Annotated in this window: 17 protein-coding genes; 13 read left to right on the forward strand and 4 right to left on the reverse strand. The window is 37.6% G+C overall.

Annotated elements, in window-relative coordinates:
* Positions 1 to 72: 72 nt before the first annotated feature.
* The gene (locus tag IGK53_RS05340) at positions 73 to 663 is read right to left on the reverse strand and encodes a type 1 glutamine amidotransferase family protein (RefSeq protein ID WP_430605027.1); all 591 of its coding nucleotides are present in this window, start codon (positions 661 to 663) and stop codon (positions 73 to 75) included.
* A 646-nt stretch (positions 664 to 1,309) separates the two neighbouring features.
* Entirely contained in the window at positions 1,310 to 2,269 is a 960-nt protein-coding gene (locus tag IGK53_RS05345; RefSeq protein WP_002362389.1) for an IS30-like element IS6770 family transposase, read from the reverse strand.
* Between the two features lie 249 nt (positions 2,270 to 2,518).
* Between IGK53_RS05345 and IGK53_RS05350 the strand changes: the two genes are divergently transcribed.
* The 12 genes from IGK53_RS05350 (at position 2,519) to IGK53_RS05405 (ending at position 12,858) form a co-directional block, all read left to right on the forward strand.
* Positions 2,519 to 2,824: a hypothetical protein gene (locus IGK53_RS05350; protein ID WP_002329327.1), complete on the forward strand. Its 306-nt coding sequence runs from the start codon at positions 2,519 to 2,521 to the stop codon at positions 2,822 to 2,824.
* Between the two features lie 12 nt (positions 2,825 to 2,836).
* Positions 2,837 to 3,172: a hypothetical protein gene (locus tag IGK53_RS05355; RefSeq protein ID WP_002329326.1), complete on the forward strand. Its 336-nt coding sequence runs from the start codon at positions 2,837 to 2,839 to the stop codon at positions 3,170 to 3,172.
* A 476-nt stretch (positions 3,173 to 3,648) separates the two neighbouring features.
* A complete protein-coding gene (gene relB, locus IGK53_RS05360) occupies positions 3,649 to 3,879 on the forward strand; it encodes a type II toxin-antitoxin system RelB family antitoxin (protein WP_002329324.1) in 231 nt (76 codons plus the stop codon).
* A complete protein-coding gene (locus IGK53_RS05365) occupies positions 3,876 to 4,142 on the forward strand; it encodes a type II toxin-antitoxin system RelE family toxin (protein WP_002329323.1) in 267 nt (88 codons plus the stop codon). Before relB ends, IGK53_RS05365 begins: the two co-directional genes overlap by 4 nt.
* Positions 4,143 to 4,393: 251 nt before the next feature.
* A complete protein-coding gene (locus IGK53_RS05370) occupies positions 4,394 to 4,621 on the forward strand; it encodes a hypothetical protein (protein ID WP_002329322.1) in 228 nt (75 codons plus the stop codon).
* Positions 4,622 to 4,636: 15 nt separating this feature from the next.
* Complete coding sequence (gene hemW / locus IGK53_RS05375; RefSeq protein WP_002329321.1) at positions 4,637 to 5,803, forward strand: radical SAM family heme chaperone HemW; 1,167 nt, start codon at positions 4,637 to 4,639, stop codon at positions 5,801 to 5,803.
* 232 nt (positions 5,804 to 6,035) lie between these two features.
* Positions 6,036 to 7,079, forward strand: coding sequence for a heat-inducible transcriptional repressor HrcA (gene hrcA, locus IGK53_RS05380; protein WP_002329320.1), 1,044 nt, complete (start codon positions 6,036 to 6,038; stop codon positions 7,077 to 7,079).
* Between the two features lie 93 nt (positions 7,080 to 7,172).
* Positions 7,173 to 7,736, forward strand: coding sequence for a nucleotide exchange factor GrpE (gene grpE / locus IGK53_RS05385; RefSeq protein WP_002292135.1), 564 nt, complete (start codon positions 7,173 to 7,175; stop codon positions 7,734 to 7,736).
* A gap of 50 nt (positions 7,737 to 7,786) precedes the next feature.
* Entirely contained in the window at positions 7,787 to 9,616 is a 1,830-nt protein-coding gene (gene dnaK, locus IGK53_RS05390) for a molecular chaperone DnaK (RefSeq protein WP_002292134.1), read from the forward strand.
* A gap of 150 nt (positions 9,617 to 9,766) precedes the next feature.
* Positions 9,767 to 10,933 (forward strand): molecular chaperone DnaJ, encoded by a 1,167-nt coding sequence (gene dnaJ, locus IGK53_RS05395; protein WP_002292130.1) that lies wholly within the window; start codon positions 9,767 to 9,769, stop codon positions 10,931 to 10,933.
* A gap of 357 nt (positions 10,934 to 11,290) precedes the next feature.
* Entirely contained in the window at positions 11,291 to 11,917 is a 627-nt protein-coding gene (locus IGK53_RS05400; protein WP_002335757.1) for an ATP-binding cassette domain-containing protein, read from the forward strand.
* Positions 11,918 to 11,919: 2 nt separating this feature from the next.
* Positions 11,920 to 12,858, forward strand: a complete 939-nt coding sequence (locus tag IGK53_RS05405; protein WP_002329318.1) for a hypothetical protein — start codon at positions 11,920 to 11,922, stop codon at positions 12,856 to 12,858.
* A 126-nt stretch (positions 12,859 to 12,984) separates the two neighbouring features.
* Here the strand turns inward: IGK53_RS05405 and IGK53_RS05410 are convergent, their stop codons facing one another.
* Together IGK53_RS05410 and IGK53_RS05415 are read right to left on the reverse strand one after the other, a co-directional pair.
* Entirely contained in the window at positions 12,985 to 13,722 is a 738-nt protein-coding gene (locus tag IGK53_RS05410; protein ID WP_002292113.1) for an amino acid ABC transporter ATP-binding protein, read from the reverse strand.
* Position 13,723: 1 nt separating this feature from the next.
* Complete coding sequence (locus tag IGK53_RS05415) at positions 13,724 to 15,226, reverse strand: amino acid ABC transporter substrate-binding protein/permease (RefSeq protein ID WP_002292110.1); 1,503 nt, start codon at positions 15,224 to 15,226, stop codon at positions 13,724 to 13,726.
* A 258-nt stretch (positions 15,227 to 15,484) separates the two neighbouring features.
* Here IGK53_RS05415 and uvrB point away from each other — a divergent pair, with 258 nt between their 5' ends.
* Complete coding sequence (gene uvrB, locus IGK53_RS05420) at positions 15,485 to 17,479, forward strand: excinuclease ABC subunit UvrB (protein ID WP_002292109.1); 1,995 nt, start codon at positions 15,485 to 15,487, stop codon at positions 17,477 to 17,479.
* The last annotated feature ends 2 nt before the right edge of the window (positions 17,480 to 17,481 follow it).

The raw sequence follows: 17,481 nt of genomic DNA on the forward strand, positions 1-17,481 counted from the left end.
AAGTGTGACAAGCAATCATTGTTAGAATTGCTTGTCACAACATTGATAAGAGTATCCAATTGAAGAGAATGTTTAGGAGAAAGGGTCTCCGTACTTTTTATAGTAATCATAGTATCCAAGTTTGTATAGACGAATCGTTTTTTGTCTTGTTTCTTCTGTTTCAAAATGGACTGCTTGAAGAATCAAATCTGTGAATTCTATAGGAGCTGTTCCATTCGCGGTAATCAAGTTATGATCTTTTACAGCTTGTTGTTCTATAAAATCTTCTTTATTATGATAATTTTCCGATTCTAACCAAGGTAATTGCGCATTTCCGGTGTGTTTGTAACCTTGCAATAATCCGCTCTGTGCTAAATAATCAACTGCCCCACAAATAGCAGCTACTGGTACGCCTGTTTTTAAAAATTTATCGATTATTAAATATAAATGGTGGTTTTCTATGTCCCATGAATTGCCACCAATCATAATAAAGAGATCAATTTTTTCAGGTATTTGTTCGATTAAATAATCGATTTTTGTTTTTAGTCCTCCAATGGAAGTGACCTCTGATTGGATAGAAGCAGTTTTATTTTGCCATCCCTCATTCTGGTTTAGTATGCTAGTAATGTAAGCCCCTTCCCAATCGGCATATTCCTCTAATAGAAACGTAATCGCAGTTTTCATTTTCAAGCTCTCCTTTATTATCTATGACAAGGACAACAGTTTTAATATACAGACATTCATTAAATTTGGATAGCGACAGAGGAAACAACAATTCTTAAGTTTTAGACAGAGTACATAGGCAGCCAACTTTATTTACTAGCATTATAACATTTTGCATACGTAGATGACAAAGAACCAGCTGCCTCAACGTTACTGTCTATGAAAGAATCTTAGATTGAGTCAGAAAGTCTACTATTGATTCTATTCTGCGAATCTATTCGAATTAAGAAGAATACTGTCGGAAAGTTTCTTTGATTGATGGAAAAATTGAGTACCAAAAGAGAAAAAATAACTGGTCTTCTAGGTAGCGGCTCTGACTAGCTTCTCTATTTATTAGAATACAATCTAAAAAGAAACTGGAAGGTAAAAAGTATTTATAAAAACGAAACAATAAAACGTGTCAAACATTCAGCATGATATATATAACCATGTAACCAGTTCATTAAGAAAATAGTGAAAGCCACAGAAAATAAAGTTTCTGCGTACATTCATATCCCATTTTGCGAGCATATCTGCTATTACTGTGCCTAGCTGATAATTTGACAACAAGGTGATTGAATTTGAATTTTTTTAAAATTAGTATTATTTTTTTATGAAATATGATTTGTCAAATTAAGCTAGAATAAAATGCTTCTTGTACATAGCTCAAAAATATTTCGATTGGTGTTCTGTAATTCAATGATTTTCTTGGAATATGATTACGTTGATTGCTGACACTGGAAATAAATGTCTGATTCACTTCTCTAAAATCCATTGATTTCGGCAGTCCATTACGACGCAGAATCCCGTTAGAATTCTCGTTTAATGGGCGTTGAGAAGGTGTTCCAGGGTCCGCAAAATATATATCAATATCATGTTGGTTACTAATGGCTTTCCAGTTAGAAAATTCTTTTCCACAGTCAAACGTAATAGATTTAAAGAAGTTTTTAGGGAAGCGAGAAAACCATTGATTAAGGGCAGTTTCAATATCTAATGCCTTACGGCCGTTGGGTTTAATCGTGATAATGACTTTAGATAATCTTTCAACTAAAGTAATGACGGCACTTTTATGATGAATGCCAACGATCGTATCACCTTCAAGGTGACCAAACTCAGAATTGAAATCAGGATAATTATCAGGTCGATCATGGATTGAGCGCTGATACTGTTGTTTTCCCCGTTTTTCCTGATGGCCATTGGGTTTTCTTTTACCTTTCATCGGTAGTGTGTCAATATCAAATATTCCTTTAGAAAATAAACGATAAAGTGTTCTCATACCGCATGAAACAGGCCTTTCTTTTCGCCCGATAATGACGTCAGGCGTCCAACCAAGAGTGACTTTCTCTTTAATGTAATCTACTTCATGAGCAGGTAATTGAATGACTTTTCTACCACATTTTTTCTTATTTTCTTTATACTGGTGCCAATAATCAAGAGCAGTCTTGCCTTGGTTGAACTTATTGACTACACTATAAATAGTTTGTATAGCACGTCCCATTCGGTTAGCGATTTCAACCGGCTTATTATGTTGAAGATAATATGATTCTATCATTGTCAGTTCGTCTATGGTAAGATGTTTGTAGGTCATTTATGGTTACACTCCTTTGTTTTCTTTCGTCGGAAATACAATTTGAGTGTACCATAAATGCCTTTTTATTTTTCTAACTTAATTTTACAATTCGCGAAATATAAAAATAGCAACGGTTATGATTCTAAAACAACTTTTTGAGATACTACAAATTATTAACCTTGTTATTAATTTATAGTTATGTTGTCTTTATAAGGCAAATTTAAATTTTGGAGGATTCATAATGAAAAAGAAATATCTGGACTTAAAATGTGGATTAGTGTAATAGCAGTAACTTTTGTTTTGTCCGTAGTAGCAACAAGTGGGAGTATGATTATTTCAGCGAATGAGTTGATTCTGGATGAAACTCAGAATAGTAAAAGCAATTTTAGTTCTGAAGATTTGTCAGTTTATTACTCGGAAGAAAAAAAGAATTCCGAACTAGCCCTTGAAAAAATCAAGGAAGAATATGGAGATGTTCAACCTAAATTTAACGAAAACGGAGAAATATTATTAACACCTGAAGATGAATTAAGAATGGGACAAGCAATCAATCAGTATTTAGCAATGATTTGATTCAATCCAAGAATGCGAGGCGTAGGGAAAAATTGGTGGAACTCAACTGGTTTTGTGGCTGGTGTCATTGATGTAGGATTAATCGTTTTGGGTCTAGGTTTAGCAAATTCAAGTGTTAATACGGTAAAAGCAATTATTAGAAAAAACAAGCGAAATATTGCTCGAGTAACTGAAAATGTGATTGTTGCGCAAATTGGAATTACCACTGTAAGAGGAAAAGCGCTCGCAGATGTAGAAATCGCCTTAGCTTTAGCTGGTACTTCGGTTGGAGGTCTAATCGCAGAAGGCCTTGATCGAGTAGATGGAAGAAATGATATTATCTTTGGGCATAGCGCTAGACAAGTTTAAAATTCAAGTAGATGAGGAGCTATAAGTGACAATAGGAGAAAATTTGAATTTTTTAGGTAGAATACTGCTAGGAGTATTGAGTGTGTGCTGCTTTATCATTGGCACACGATTTCTCTTGAAAGAAAAAAACAATTGTTCGTTTCAATTTAGGAAAAGAAATGTCAAAAACAGACTATATAAAGGTAGAAACATATTTAAAAAAATATAAGCTATTTGTTTTTTGGTGCTTTGTGTTTCTTACGATATGTTTAATTTTGGTACATTTTTAAAAAACTACCCTTCTTCTAAAAGTTCATTTGCAAGGTCTGCAGTTTCAAAATAAAGTTCTTCAGAAATCACATTCAATCCAATAATTCTCCTGGATTTTTTTATTGGTTAAAAAAATGAGAAGATTTCAAAATAAGCTCAGTACATCATATAAAATTGACATCTTGTCCCTTTTGTATTACAATGTGATACAAAAGGGAGGCGATAATATGGCTATGATTACGGTTCGTGTGAGTGATGCCGAAAAAGAATGGCTTTCTTATATGGCGGAATTTTATGGGATTACTTTATCTGAGCTTCTAAAAACCTATTCGATGGAACAACTAGAAGATGAATACGATCGTCAAACGGCTGAAATTGCCCATAAACATTGGGTAGAAAGTGGAAAAACAACAGTATCCATGGAAGAAATCCTTCATGAATTTGGAGGGCTGGAATGACCTACCGTTTAGAATTCACGCCTGAAATTCAGAAACAACTTCGTAAAATGGACAAGCATCAAGCGACGCTGATTGTTCGATGGCTGTATCAACATATTGATGGTATTGACGATCCGAGAAAATTCGGAAAAGGATTGACCGCTAATCGTTCAGGACAATGGCGTTATCGAATTGGCAAATATCGTGTGTTGGTAGAGATAGAAGATGATCAAATGGTTGTTATCGCTATTCAAGTGGGACACCGAAGAAATATCTATGATTAAGAGACTATTTATTTTTACAAAAAAATAATAATAGGAATCTAGTTAAAACTCTTGAAGTGAGAGATTTAACTAGTTTTTTTATGAATAAAGGAAGGACAAGATTGTTTAGGAGGAATCATGAACGTAAAAAAAATCATCCAAGAAGTCGATTCTTGGATTTTTTAGTGGATTTGTTTGCCAAATACGTTTAGTATGCGTATATGAGAGGTTGTAAGCAAAGCGTTGTGACCTGAGCACTTAAGGAGGAATCTGTGAAAATAGCTTTTCATATTTTTGCAGATTTTGAGTTAATGCCGAAGGTCAGCTTTGTGAACACCGTTTATCGAGAGGTTGTGAAAGCCACATGTAGCTCCGATGACAATAAGCAAGCATTTTTGGAACTAGACTTCTTAGATTATAAACATGCGGCTTATTTCAAGGAGCTGGTGCTTGAACACCGTTTAAAGAAGGTCGAAAACAGGTACGACTTTTCGACGTAAGGAGAAAGAATTTCAATGATAGAAACAAATATTCCCGCAGAAAATAAGGTTTCTGCGTACATTCATATCCCATTTTGCGAGCATATCTGCTATTACTGTGACTTTAATAAAGTTTTTTTAGAAGGGCAACCGGTAGATGAGTATGTGGAAATGCTGCTGAATGAAATGAGATTAATGCTGGAAAGTCATCCGACAGCGAATTTGGAAACACTTTATGTAGGGGGCGGAACACCAACCTCTTTATCTGCTAAACAACTTGATCGATTGTTATCAGGAGCTAGAGAGATCTTGCCTTTCCAGGATGGTAAAGAGTTTACTGTAGAAGCGAATCCTGGCGATTTGACCCGTGAAAAGCTTCAAGTGATGAAAAACTATGGCGTCAATCGTTTATCCATGGGAGTTCAGACATTTGACAATCGCTTATTGAAAAAAATTGGACGTAAACACACCGCAGAAGATGTGTATCAAACGATGCAATTTTTAGAAGCAGAAAATTTTACCAATGTAAGCATCGATTTGATTTATGCATTACCGGGACAAACACTAGAAGGGTATCGGGATACTTTGGAAAAAGCTTTGGCTTTGGATCTGCCTCACTATTCTTTGTACTCATTGATCCTAGAAAACAAAACAATGTTCATGAACTGGGTACGACAAGGAAGACTCGAACTGCCTGATCAGGAAACGGAAACTAAAATGTTTGAAGAGACCATTGAAGCAATGGAAAAGCATGGACGTCACCAATATGAAATAAGTAACTTTGGGCTTTCCGGACACGAGTCGCAGCATAACTTGATGTATTGGAACAATGACCATTATTTTGGGTTTGGAGCAGGAGCTAGCGGTTATCTTGGAAATATTCGTTACCGCAACAAAGGACCAATCCAACACTATTTACGTCCATTACGAGTCAATGAACGCCCGGTATTGGAAGAAGAAAAGTTGACACGAAAAAATCAAATAGAAGAAGAAATGTTCTTGGGGCTAAGAAAAAAAACTGGGATTGCTAAAAAACACTTCTATGATCGCTATCAACAAACGATTGAATCGGTGTACGGAGATGTGTTGATGAAGTTAGAGGAAGAAGGGTTACTTGTTAATGAAGAAGACCGTATTTATTTGACACCTAGAGGAACTTTTTTGGGAAACAATGTGTTTGAGCGTTTTTTGTTTGAAAAATAGTTTAAAGAATATTTGTTTTTTATCGGAATTTAAATAAAAAAGTTCAAAAATACAATAAAGAACTATTGAAACGTTGATATAACTGGATTTATAGCGATTGCTCAGAGTTAGCACTCTGAACGGTAGAGTGCTAAAAAATGAAGTCTTTCTCTTGACAGGAGAAGGGTTTCTTGCTATATTTATAAGTGGATTAGCACTTAGAATCTATGAGTGCTAATGAGAGGTGAGGAAGATGTTAACAAAGCGACAAAACGACATTTTACGTCTGATCATCCAACACTATACGAGTAGTGGCGTGCCCGTTGGTTCCAAAACATTGATGTCTGAGGGAGTCAAGGCCAGTTCAGCAACGATTCGCAATGATATGAAGGCATTAGAAGATGAAGGGTTGCTGTTGAAGACTCACTCTTCTTCTGGGCGGATTCCATCTGCTTTAGGCTATCGTTATTATGTGGATCATTTGTTAAAACCTGCTCGCGTAGCAGAAGATGATCTGCTGCTGATACGTCAGTCTTTAGGTAGAGAATTTCACGAGATCAATGATATCATTAAGCAATCTGCTGAGATCTTATCTGAGCTGACAAGTTATACGACTTTTTCGTTGGGACCTGAAATAAAAGACCGCCGATTAACAGGCTTTCGTATCGTACCCTTGAATAATCGACAGATCATTGCGATTGTCGTGACAGATATGGGAAATGTAGAAAGCCAAGTGTTCACTCTTCCCGAATACATGGGAAGTCAGGAACTAGAAAAAATGGTGCAAATTGTAAACGACCGTCTAGTCGGGGATCCTCTGATGACGGTGTACCATAAACTACGTACAGAGATTCCGATGATTCTTCATAAATATTTCCAGACGACAGAAGGGATGTCCCAGTTGTTTGACACCGTTCTTGGTCATGTATTTGAAGAAAAAGTTTATGTCAGTGGACAAATGAATCTCTTGGATTATGAGCCCCGTCAAGATCTTGATCAGTTTAAATCGATGTTTTCTTTTATGAAAGACTCCGATGGACTTACACAAATGATCACTCCGATGGATAGTAATATTCATATCAAGATCGGTGCTGAATTAGGTAATGATTTATTGCAGAATATGAGCATGATTCAAGCAAGTTACGAGATAGATGGTCATGGAAGAGGTACAATAGCCTTGTTGGGGCCGACTAGTATGCCTTATTCTCGGATGTTTGGTCTAGTGGATGTTTATCGAAGAGAACTAGCAGCTAAGCTTGCTGATTACTATCGATCACTTGACTTGTCAAACTCGTAATGTGAATAACGAAGCTATTTGCAGCTGATCGTTCTCTCTTTCTTAATAAGAGCAATCAAACAGCTGACTGAATAATGAAAGGAAGACTGTATCGTGAAAGAAAATCAAGAAGAACTAGATAAAGAAATGACAGATGCTCAACCAGAACCGGAAATCGATGTCGAAGCTGCAGAAGATTCAGGCATTTCAGAAGTTGAAGCGGAAGAATTCGAATCAGCAAAATTAAAAGCTGAATTAGAAGAAATGGAAGATAAATATTTGCGAGCTCGTGCGGAAATCGCAAATATGGCAAATCGAGGAAAAAATGAACGTGAGCAATTACAAAAATACCGTTCACAAGATTTAGCCAAAAAATTGCTTCCATCAATTGACAATCTGGAACGTGCATTAGCCACAGAAGTGTCAGATGATCAAGGAGCAAGCTTGAAAAAAGGCGTGGAAATGGTCTTGGAAAGTTTACGTAACGCACTGGAAGAAGAAGGAATCGAGAAAATCCCTGCTAAAGGAGAATCCTTTGATCCTAATCTTCATCAAGCAGTACAAACTGTTCCGGCGACTGAAGATACACCAGCCGATACGATTGTAGAAGTACTACAAGAAGGCTATAAATTACATGATCGCGTGTTAAGACCAACTATGGTCATTGTTGCACAATAATTGTGCGGATATAAAACTTACACTTTCAATTAAAGAAGGAGACGTTAATTATGAGTAAAATTATCGGTATTGACTTAGGTACGACTAACTCTGCAGTAGCAGTACTAGAAGGAAACGAAGCAAAAATCATCGCTAACCCAGAAGGAAACCGTACAACACCTTCTGTTGTATCATTCAAAAATGGAGAAATCCAAGTAGGGGAAGTGGCAAAACGTCAAGCTGTGACAAACCCAAATACGATTTCATCAATCAAACGCCATATCGGTGAAGCTGGTTACAAAGTAGATGTAGAAGGCAAATCATACACACCTCAAGAAATCTCAGCAATGATTCTTCAATATATCAAAGGATTTGCAGAAGATTACTTAGGCGAAAAAGTCGAAAAAGCAGTTATTACTGTACCAGCTTACTTTAACGATGCACAACGTCAAGCAACAAAAGATGCTGGTAAAATCGCTGGTTTAGAAGTAGAACGTATCGTCAATGAACCAACTGCAGCTGCTCTTGCTTATGGTTTGGATAAAACAGATCGTGACGAAAAAATCTTAGTATTCGACCTTGGTGGTGGTACTTTTGACGTATCAATCCTTGAATTAGGAGACGGTGTCTTTGATGTATTGTCAACAGCTGGTGACAACCATCTAGGTGGGGATGACTTTGATAACAAAATCATCGACTACATGGTAGCAGAATTCAAAAAAGAAAACAGCATTGACTTATCTCAAGACAAAATGGCGTTACAACGCTTGAAAGATGCTGCTGAAAAAGCGAAAAAAGATTTATCTGGCGTATCAAGCACACAAATCAGCTTACCATTTATCACAGCTGGTGAATCTGGACCATTGCACTTGGAAATGACATTGACACGTGCAAAATTTGATGAATTAACAGCTGACTTAGTAGAACGTACGAAAGTACCAGTACGTCAAGCACTAAAAGATGCAGGTCTATCACAATCAGAAATCGACGAAGTTATTTTGGTCGGTGGATCTACTCGTATCCCTGCAGTTGTAGAAGCAGTACGTAAAGAAACAGGAAAAGAACCAAACAAATCAGTTAACCCTGATGAAGTAGTTGCGATGGGTGCTGCTATCCAAGGTGGCGTAATCACTGGTGATGTAAAAGATGTTGTTTTACTTGACGTTACGCCATTGTCATTAGGTATCGAAACAATGGGCGGTGTATTCACTAAATTGATTGACCGCAATACAACGATCCCAACAAGTAAATCACAAGTGTTCTCAACTGCGGCAGATAATCAACCAGCAGTAGATATCCATGTATTACAAGGTGAACGCCCAATGGCTGCTGACAACAAAACACTAGGAAGATTCCAATTGACAGATATTCCAGCAGCTCCTCGTGGTATCCCACAAATCGAAGTAACATTCGATATTGATAAAAACGGGATTGTAAATGTATCTGCGAAGGATCTAGGTACACAAAAAGAACAAAAAATCACGATTAAATCTTCTTCAGGTCTAACAGACGAAGAAATCGAACGTATGGTAAAAGATGCAGAAGCAAACGCTGAAGCAGATAAAGCTCGTAAAGAGGAAGTTGACCTACGTAATGATGTAGACGCATTGCTATTCTCTGTGGACAAAACATTGAAAGAATTAGAAGGCAAAGTGGACGAAGAAGAAGTGAAAAAAGCAGAAACAGCTCGCGATGAATTGAAAGCCGCTGTTGAAGCAAACAACATCGAAGAAATGAAAACTAAACGCGATGCATTGAACGAAATCGTTCAAAACTTGACTGTTAAACTATACGAACAAGCGGCACAACAACAAGCTCAAGAAAACCCAGAAGCAGCTCAAGGCGGAGCAGATGATGTCGTTGATGCTGATTTTGAAGAAGTCGATGGCGACGATAAATAATCAGTTCACTGAATTTCGAGAGAAGGCCAAAGTTGCTACTTTGGCTTTTTCTTTTGAAAAATAGTTTGAAGTATCGGTTTTTGTTTCAAACAAAATATGATATGATAACAAGCGACGTGAAAATGATGAGAACCAATAGGAGGAAAGCCTATGGCAACAAAACGTGATTATTATGAAGTCTTAGGGCTCTCAAAAGGAGCATCAGAAGATGAAATAAAGAAAGCTTATCGTAAGCTTTCAAAAAAATACCATCCTGATATCAATAAAGAACCTGATGCGGAAGAAAAATTCAAAGAAGTATCAGAAGCTTATGAAATTTTAAGTGATCCGCAAAAACGCGCTGCATATGACCAATACGGGCATGCAGGTACAGATCCAAATTACGGTGCTGGTGGAGCTGGTGGCGGATTTGGTGGATTCGGCGGCTTCTCTGGCGGCGGCTTCGGTGGTTTTGAAGATATCTTCGACTCGTTCTTTGGAGGGGGAGGTCGTTCAGTCGATCCCAATGCGCCTCGTCAAGGTGCTGATTTGCAATATACGATCGACTTATCTTTTGAAGAAGCAATTTTTGGCGTAGAGAAAGAAATCAAGTACAATCGGGAAGAGATCTGTCATACTTGTGGCGGAAATGGGGCAAAACCAGGTACGCAACCAACTACTTGTCATAAATGCCATGGTGCAGGTACGATCAATGTAGAACGCCAAACACCGCTTGGACGAGTGATGAGCCGTCAAACTTGTGATGTTTGTCATGGGACAGGAAAAGAAATCAAAGAACCTTGTCCAACCTGTCATGGCTCAGGGCATGAGAAGAAAGCTCACTCAGTCAAAGTGAATGTACCAGCTGGGGTAGAAGAAGGACAACAAATGCGTTTAGCTGGTCAAGGAGAAGCCGGAGAAAACGGCGGACCATTTGGTGATTTGTATGTGGTCTTCCGTGTAGAAGAAAGTGATATCTTTGACCGTGAAGGTTCTGAAATTTACTATGAATTACCTTTAAGTTTTGTACAAGCAGCTTTGGGCGATGAAGTGCAAGTACCAACTGTCCATGGAGATGTGAAACTGAAGATTCCTGCTGGTACACAGACAGGTACGAACTTCCGCTTACGTGGAAAAGGTGCACCGAAGTTACGTGGTGGTGCAACAGGCGACCAACATGTCAAAGTAAAACTGATCACGCCGAAAAATCTAAATGAACAACAAAGAGAAGCGTTACGTGCATTCGCTGAAGCTGGCGGCATCAAAGTAGAAGAACAACAAGAAGATGGTTTCTTCGATAAATTCAAAGATGCTTTTGGCGGGAAAAAGCGGAAGTAGCTTTTCTAGTAAAAAACACAAGTGTCAAAAAGACTTACCAAAATTTTCTATTTCTAGAAAAAATTGGTAAGTCTTTTATTTTTTTATGTATTAACACTTAGTAATCCTAGTTTTCAATAGCGTTTATTAGGGGGGGAAAAGGAATCTAGGAAATGAAACAAGGGGATGGCTATTACTTTCTATATTGATAAAAAGTTGATAATGAGCCATTACTATATTTTGGTAAAATACGAATAGATAAAAAACTCGATTGATTGAATTAGTTCATTTTGATTGAAAAAGTTAAAAAAGTATATGGTAGGAGTACATGGTACTGGGGGGGTTCTACATGGTACTAATCTATTCAGGAGTTTGTCTATGAAACTTATTGATTTTTCTAAACGATTTGGGCAAAAAATCTTATTTGATCATCTGTCATTCACATTTGATCAAAATAAAATCTATTATCTTTATGGGGATAATGGCATTGGCAAAACGACTTTATTTCGCTGCATTGTCGGTATTGATAGCTACTCGGGAACGATTGAAAAAACAGGTAGTTGTTTTTGTGTTTTTGACTCTACCCCTTTTTACTTGAATCTAACTGGATTAGATAATCTGATTTTACTGACAAAAAATTGGCAAATAAAAGAACTAATCTCTAAACAAAAAATCGATTTTTTACCCCTTTCATTTTTATCGTATGTGAAAGTTAAGAACTATTCTCTGGGAGAAAAAAAGATACTTTCGCTGCTATTGCTATTGTTGCTTGCGCCCCGAATTGTTTTATTAGATGAAGTGTTGAATGGATTAGATCAAAAGAATCGAAAAGTGCTACTTTATTGCTTGGTTCAGCTGAAAAAAGAAGCTATAGTCATCTTAAGTGGTCATGAAGAATATTACTTGGAAATGGCTGATGAGTTATTAAATGTAAAAAACGGAAAAATAGAACCTATCACGTCCGAGGATCTACGCAGCTTTTTTATTTCAACAAAAAGGAGGTAAAAATGCTTTTTGAATTTTATTATCAAAGACGTTCGAAAATATTTTACCTTTTTCTTTCAGTAATATTGTTGCTTTCTGCTTTGATGTTCGTTTCTCAAATAATGCTCATTCAAAGTCATCTTCGTCATTTCCAATATTATGTAGAGGAAGCCTTGGCAAGGGGTGAAACGATCCAAGAAATACTTGAACAACCTTTTTCTATCAGTATGAACCAAAATACTGAAATAGTTGACAATCCGTTGAAATATCATTACGTTGCTTATCATTCCAGTTTTGCTGCTTTAAATGTCCAAAACGGGGTCAATCAATTATTGTCTTCTTCGTTTTTTGTTCTCTTTCCTTTTTTTTCGGGGGTATACGGGATAGTAATAGCAAATGCAGATATCAAATACCATACAATGAAAATCAGGCGCTGTTTGGATTCTCAATGGCAAATCAATCGTCATAAGATAGGAGCGGGGTTTCTTAGTTTGACTATTTTTATACTTGCTTCTCTCAGTTTATTTTTGACGTTGCAGTCTTTTTCAAGATTTTTTGTTCAGGCTGACAAATCGACACAAATCGATGAAGCGTTAATTAGGCAAATATCTTATCTTGAGAAAGCGCCGCTTCAATTGAGTGTCCTATTGGGGTTCGCATTTCTTTCCTTTTTAGTTTGTTATTATTTTACAACAGTCGTAAAGAATTCTTTCATCACCCTATGTCTCTTAGGAAGCTATTTTCTTTTTTTGCCACCACTAGGAAAATATGATCTCAAGAATATTTTGTTATATCTATATCCTAAAATATTTAATACAAATGCTTCAACTTTTAGGATCAATTCGGGTACGAGGGCTGAGTTTGGTATGTTCCATGTGTGCATTCTATGTGGAATGATTGTTCTATATGTATACTTGATGGAATTCGTGCAACAAAAATATAGTGTTATCACGGAAAAATAAAAAGGCTGAAACATAAGTCAAGTAAATAGGTCTCCAAGAGATAGGTGTATTTCTTTGTAACTTCATACATCAATCTTTTGGAGGTACCTGTTTTCAGTGACTTTGTCTCAGTCTATAGAAGTAAATTTAAATATTTAATACTTTGTTCAAGAAATCTTTTGTCCGTTCATTTTGCGGATTTTCAAAGATTTGTTGAGGCGTTCCATCTTCTAAAAAGTTTCCGTCGTCAATGAACATGACGCGATTGGCTACTTCTTTAGCGAACCCCATTTCGTGCGTAACGATAACCATCGTCATACCTTGTTCTGCCAATTTTTTCATGACGTTCAAGACATCACCGACCATTTCAGGGTCGAGTGCAGAAGTAGGCTCATCAAAAAGCATGATGTCAGGATTCATCGCTAGAGCACGAGCGATAGCTACACGCTGTTTTTGTCCACCGGAAAGCATTTCAGGATACATATCTTTTTTATCTTCTAGACCAACTGTCTGTAGCAATTTGATTGCTTTTTTCTCTGCTTCTTCTCTGGATTCTTTCTTCAGATCCATCGGTGCTAAAATGATGTTTTCCAAAATAGAAAGATGAGGGAATAGGTTAAAGTGCTGGAATACCATTCCAATATGTTGTCTCACCAAGTTGATATCTGTGCTTTTATCCATCAAGTGGGCGCCGTCAATAATGATCTCACCGTCAGAAGGTTCTTCTAAACGATTCAAGCAACGCAAGAATGTACTTTTTCCTGAACCTGAAGGGCCGATGATACAGACGACATCTCCTTCGTTGATGGATACGTTGATGTCGTTTAATACTGTGTTATCGCCGTATTTTTTGACTAGATGCTCAACTAAGATTTTTTCTGCCATCTTACTTCACCTTCTTTTCTAAAACTTTCGCTAATTTTGTCAATGCTGTGATCAAGATCAAGTACATGATCGCGATGATCAAATAAACATACGTACTTTGTGTCGTACGTGCAACGATGATCTTACCAGTTTGTAGCAATTCGACTACACCGATTGCGGAAATGATCGTTGTATCTTTCAATGAGATAACGAACTGATTCACGAATGATGGAATCATGATGCGTATCGCTTGTGGTAAAATGATTTTTTGCATCGTCCGATTATAAGAAAGACCCAGACTTCTAGAAGCTTCCATTTGTCCGACAGGAACGGCATTGATTCCGCCTCGAACAATCTCTGCGATATAAGCACTTGCGTTAAGAGTCAAAGTGATAACACCAGCGATGAAGTCGGGGATCGTAAATCCAACGATACCAGGCAATCCAAAGAAAATAAAGAATGCAAGAACCATCATCGGAATCCCACGGATGATATCGACATAAATGCTAGCAACCGTGCGAAGCGCGCGTATTGGTGCTACACTGAATAATCCAAAAATCACACCGATCACTATAGCTAAAGCAAAGGAGATCAAAGTCAAGAGAATCGTTCGCCAAAGTCCTTTTAACAATGCTTGATAGTTGTTTTGGATAAGTCCAAGAAATGTCGATTCATCAGCTGCGGAAGAATCGCTAGAAGATTCTGAACCATCTGCTACATATTCTTTGATGATCTTATCGTACTCGCCTGTTCTTTTTAATTCTTTCAATCCTTCATTGAACATATTAAGAAGTTCAGGGTTTTGTCCTTTTTTGACGGCAAATGCATACTTTCCGCCAGATTCTTTTTCAATCGGTGTTTCCAGTTCTTGTCCTTGTTTGATCGCATAACCAATTACTGGATAATCATCCATCATGGCATCGATTGCGCCAACTTTCAACCCGTCATACAATTGATCGGCAGCATCAAAATATTTGATAGAATAGCCGTATTCAGATTCATGATCGCTTAAAAATTCTGCACTTTCGGTTCCAACTTTTGCTCCGACTGTTTTTCCTTTCAAATCTTCATAAGACTTGATCGAAGTGTCGCCTTTTTTGACAGCTAATTGAATTCCGCTGTCAAAGTAAGAATCAGAAAAATCGTAGCTTTTCTTTCTTTCGTCCGTTACCGTCATTCCGGCAATCATCCCGTCTGCTTGTCCTGATTCTAAAGCTTGCAAAGCAGCGGAGAATCCACGATAGTCCATTCGGATGTTGAATCCTTGCAGCTTGGCGATGCTTTCCATCAATTTTACATCGATGCCCTCGTACTCACCGTTTGCGTTTTGAAATTCAAATGGAGCAAAAGCAGAGTCGCTGGCAATTACGTATACGTCTTTTTTGGGCTCTATTTTTTGCATTGTCTCGCTTGTGCTTGACTCTGCCGTTGTAGTGTTGTCAGCTTGTGCAACATGACCAAACGCAAGTGTCACAAGTCCTGTCATTAAGAAAACAAATGAGTGAAATAAATGCTTTCTTTTCATAATCAACCTCCTAAATTTCCAATATTTTATTATTATAGGCGAAAAGTGCTGAATCAGACAAGACTGTAAGCTTGAAAAAATGAAAAAAATGCGAATTTCTAACATTCTATGTTATAAAACGTAACATGGATAATGAGAGAAAAAAGTGGCGAAAGTATGTTCGGTGTGGTATAATTTTTTAGTAAGGAATGCCTTTGCTTTCCTTTTCTTTTTATTGGTCGTAAAATGAAAAGGAATGAATGAAAAGGAGGACAAAGAATGATTGAAAGAGATACCTCCCGACGCTTTGAGCTTGTCTCGAAATACCAACCGGCTGGTGATCAGCCTGAAGCGATTAACCAATTAGTGGATGGCGTAGTCGGCGGGAAAAAAGCACAAATTTTATTAGGTGCGACTGGAACAGGGAAAACATATACGATTTCCAATCTTATTGAGAAAGTGAATAAACCAACACTGATTATTGCCCATAACAAAACATTGGCTGGTCAGCTGTACGGGGAATTCAAGGAATTTTTCCCTAACAATGCTGTTGAATATTTTGTTTCTTATTATGATTATTATCAGCCTGAAGCTTATGTGCCTTCAAGCGATACGTATATCGAAAAAGATTCAAGTGTAAATGATGAGATCGATAAATTACGACATTCGGCTACTAGTTCATTATTAGAAAGAAATGATGTGATCGTCATTGCATCCGTTTCATGTATTTTTGGATTAGGTTCGCCTTTTGAGTATCAAAAACAAGTCGTTTCGATTCGACAAGGAGCAGAATTAGATCGCAACCAGTTGATTCGTGACTTAGTCAGTATCCAGTTCGAAAGAAATGATATAGATTTTCAGCGCGGTCGTTTTCGAGTGCGTGGTGATGTCGTGGAGATTTTCCCGGCTTCAAGAGATGAACGTGCCTTACGAGTGGAGTTTTTTGGAGATGAAGTCGAACGTATCCGAGAAGTCAATGCGCTGACAGGTGAAGTTTTAGGAGAAACGGAACATGTAGCAATCTTTCCGGCAACTCACTTTGTGACGAATGACGAACATATGGAGCATGCCGTAGCGAATATCAAAGCAGAATTAGAGCAGCGTTTAGCTGTTTTACGAAATGAAAACAAACTTCTAGAAGCTCAACGTTTAGAACAGCGAACCAATTATGATATTGAAATGATGTTAGAAATGGGCTACACTTCAGGAATCGAAAATTATTCTCGGCATATGGACGGACGTAAAGAAGGCGAACCGCCTTATACGCTATTGGATTTCTTTCCTGAAGATTTTTTGATCGTGGCTGACGAATCGCACGTGACCATGCCTCAAATCAGAGGAATGTATAATGGCGACCGAGCGAGAAAACAGATGCTAGTAGATTACGGTTTCCGTTTGCCATCTGCTTTAGATAATCGGCCGCTTCGTCTAGAAGAATTTGAAAAACATGTCAATCAGATCATTTATGTCTCTGCGACACCAGGACCATATGAATATGAACAAACAGATACCGTTATCCAACAAATCATCCGTCCGACAGGGCTGCTTGATCCAGTAATCGAAGTACGCCCAATCATGGGACAAATCGATGATCTAGTAGGCGAAATAAATGAACGGGTCGAAAAAGATCAACGGGTGTTTGTAACGACATTGACGAAAAAAATGGCAGAAGACCTCACAGATTATTTCAAAGAATTAGGAATCAAAGTCAAATATCTGCATAGCGATATCAAAACGTTGGAACGAACAGAGATCATTCGAGATCTACGATTAGGCGAATTTGATGTGTTGGTCGGAATCAATTTGCTTCGTGAGGGACTAGATGTACCTGAAGTTTCCCTTGTTGCTATCTTGGATGCAGATAAAGAAGGCTTTTTACGTAGCGAACGTTCCTTAGTCCAAACGATTGGGCGAGCTGCTCGTAATGAAGAAGGTAAAGTAATCATGTACGCAGACAAGGTGACGGATTCTATGCGTTTAGCGATGGATGAAACGTCAAGACGTCGTACGATTCAGCAGAAGTACAATGAAGAACATGGGATCGTTCCAAAAACGATCATTAAAGAAATCCGAGATTTGATTTCTATTACGAAAGAATCGGAAGATGATACAAAAGAAGCGGTACAAGTCTCGTACGAAGAAATGACGAAGGAAGAAAAAGACACTTTATTGATGAAATTAGAAAAAGAAATGAAAGATGCGGCAAAAGCTTTGGATTTTGAAACAGCCGCTAATGTACGAGATATGATTTTAGAATTAAAAGCTTCGAAGTAGGA

It is taken from the genome of Enterococcus sp. DIV1224, from assembly GCF_050555455.1.
GTDB lineage: Bacteria > Bacillota > Bacilli > Lactobacillales > Enterococcaceae > Enterococcus_B > Enterococcus_B lactis.

Bases quoted from the DNA above. Each gene is read 5' to 3' on its own strand.
- dnaJ (WP_002292130.1), top strand. From the start codon at position 9,767: ATGGCAACAAAACGTGATTATTATGAAGTCTTAGGGCTCTCAAAAGGA.
- uvrB (WP_002292109.1), top strand. From the start codon at position 15,485: ATGATTGAAAGAGATACCTCCCGACGCTTTGAGCTTGTCTCGAAATAC.
- relB (WP_002329324.1), top strand. From the start codon at position 3,649: ATGGCTATGATTACGGTTCGTGTGAGTGATGCCGAAAAAGAATGGCTT.
- dnaK (WP_002292134.1), top strand. From the start codon at position 7,787: ATGAGTAAAATTATCGGTATTGACTTAGGTACGACTAACTCTGCAGTA.
- hrcA (WP_002329320.1), top strand. From the start codon at position 6,036: ATGTTAACAAAGCGACAAAACGACATTTTACGTCTGATCATCCAACAC.
- IGK53_RS05405 (WP_002329318.1), top strand. From the start codon at position 11,920: ATGCTTTTTGAATTTTATTATCAAAGACGTTCGAAAATATTTTACCTT.
- IGK53_RS05365 (WP_002329323.1), top strand. From the start codon at position 3,876: ATGACCTACCGTTTAGAATTCACGCCTGAAATTCAGAAACAACTTCGT.
- IGK53_RS05350 (WP_002329327.1), top strand. From the start codon at position 2,519: ATGTGGATTAGTGTAATAGCAGTAACTTTTGTTTTGTCCGTAGTAGCA.
- IGK53_RS05415 (WP_002292110.1), bottom strand. From the start codon at position 15,226: ATGAAAAGAAAGCATTTATTTCACTCATTTGTTTTCTTAATGACAGGA.
- IGK53_RS05340 (WP_430605027.1), bottom strand. From the start codon at position 663: ATGAAAACTGCGATTACGTTTCTATTAGAGGAATATGCCGATTGGGAA.
- IGK53_RS05345 (WP_002362389.1), bottom strand. From the start codon at position 2,269: ATGACCTACAAACATCTTACCATAGACGAACTGACAATGATAGAATCA.
- IGK53_RS05410 (WP_002292113.1), bottom strand. From the start codon at position 13,722: ATGGCAGAAAAAATCTTAGTTGAGCATCTAGTCAAAAAATACGGCGAT.
- IGK53_RS05355 (WP_002329326.1), top strand. From the start codon at position 2,837: ATGCGAGGCGTAGGGAAAAATTGGTGGAACTCAACTGGTTTTGTGGCT.
- IGK53_RS05400 (WP_002335757.1), top strand. From the start codon at position 11,291: ATGAAACTTATTGATTTTTCTAAACGATTTGGGCAAAAAATCTTATTT.
- hemW (WP_002329321.1), top strand. From the start codon at position 4,637: ATGATAGAAACAAATATTCCCGCAGAAAATAAGGTTTCTGCGTACATT.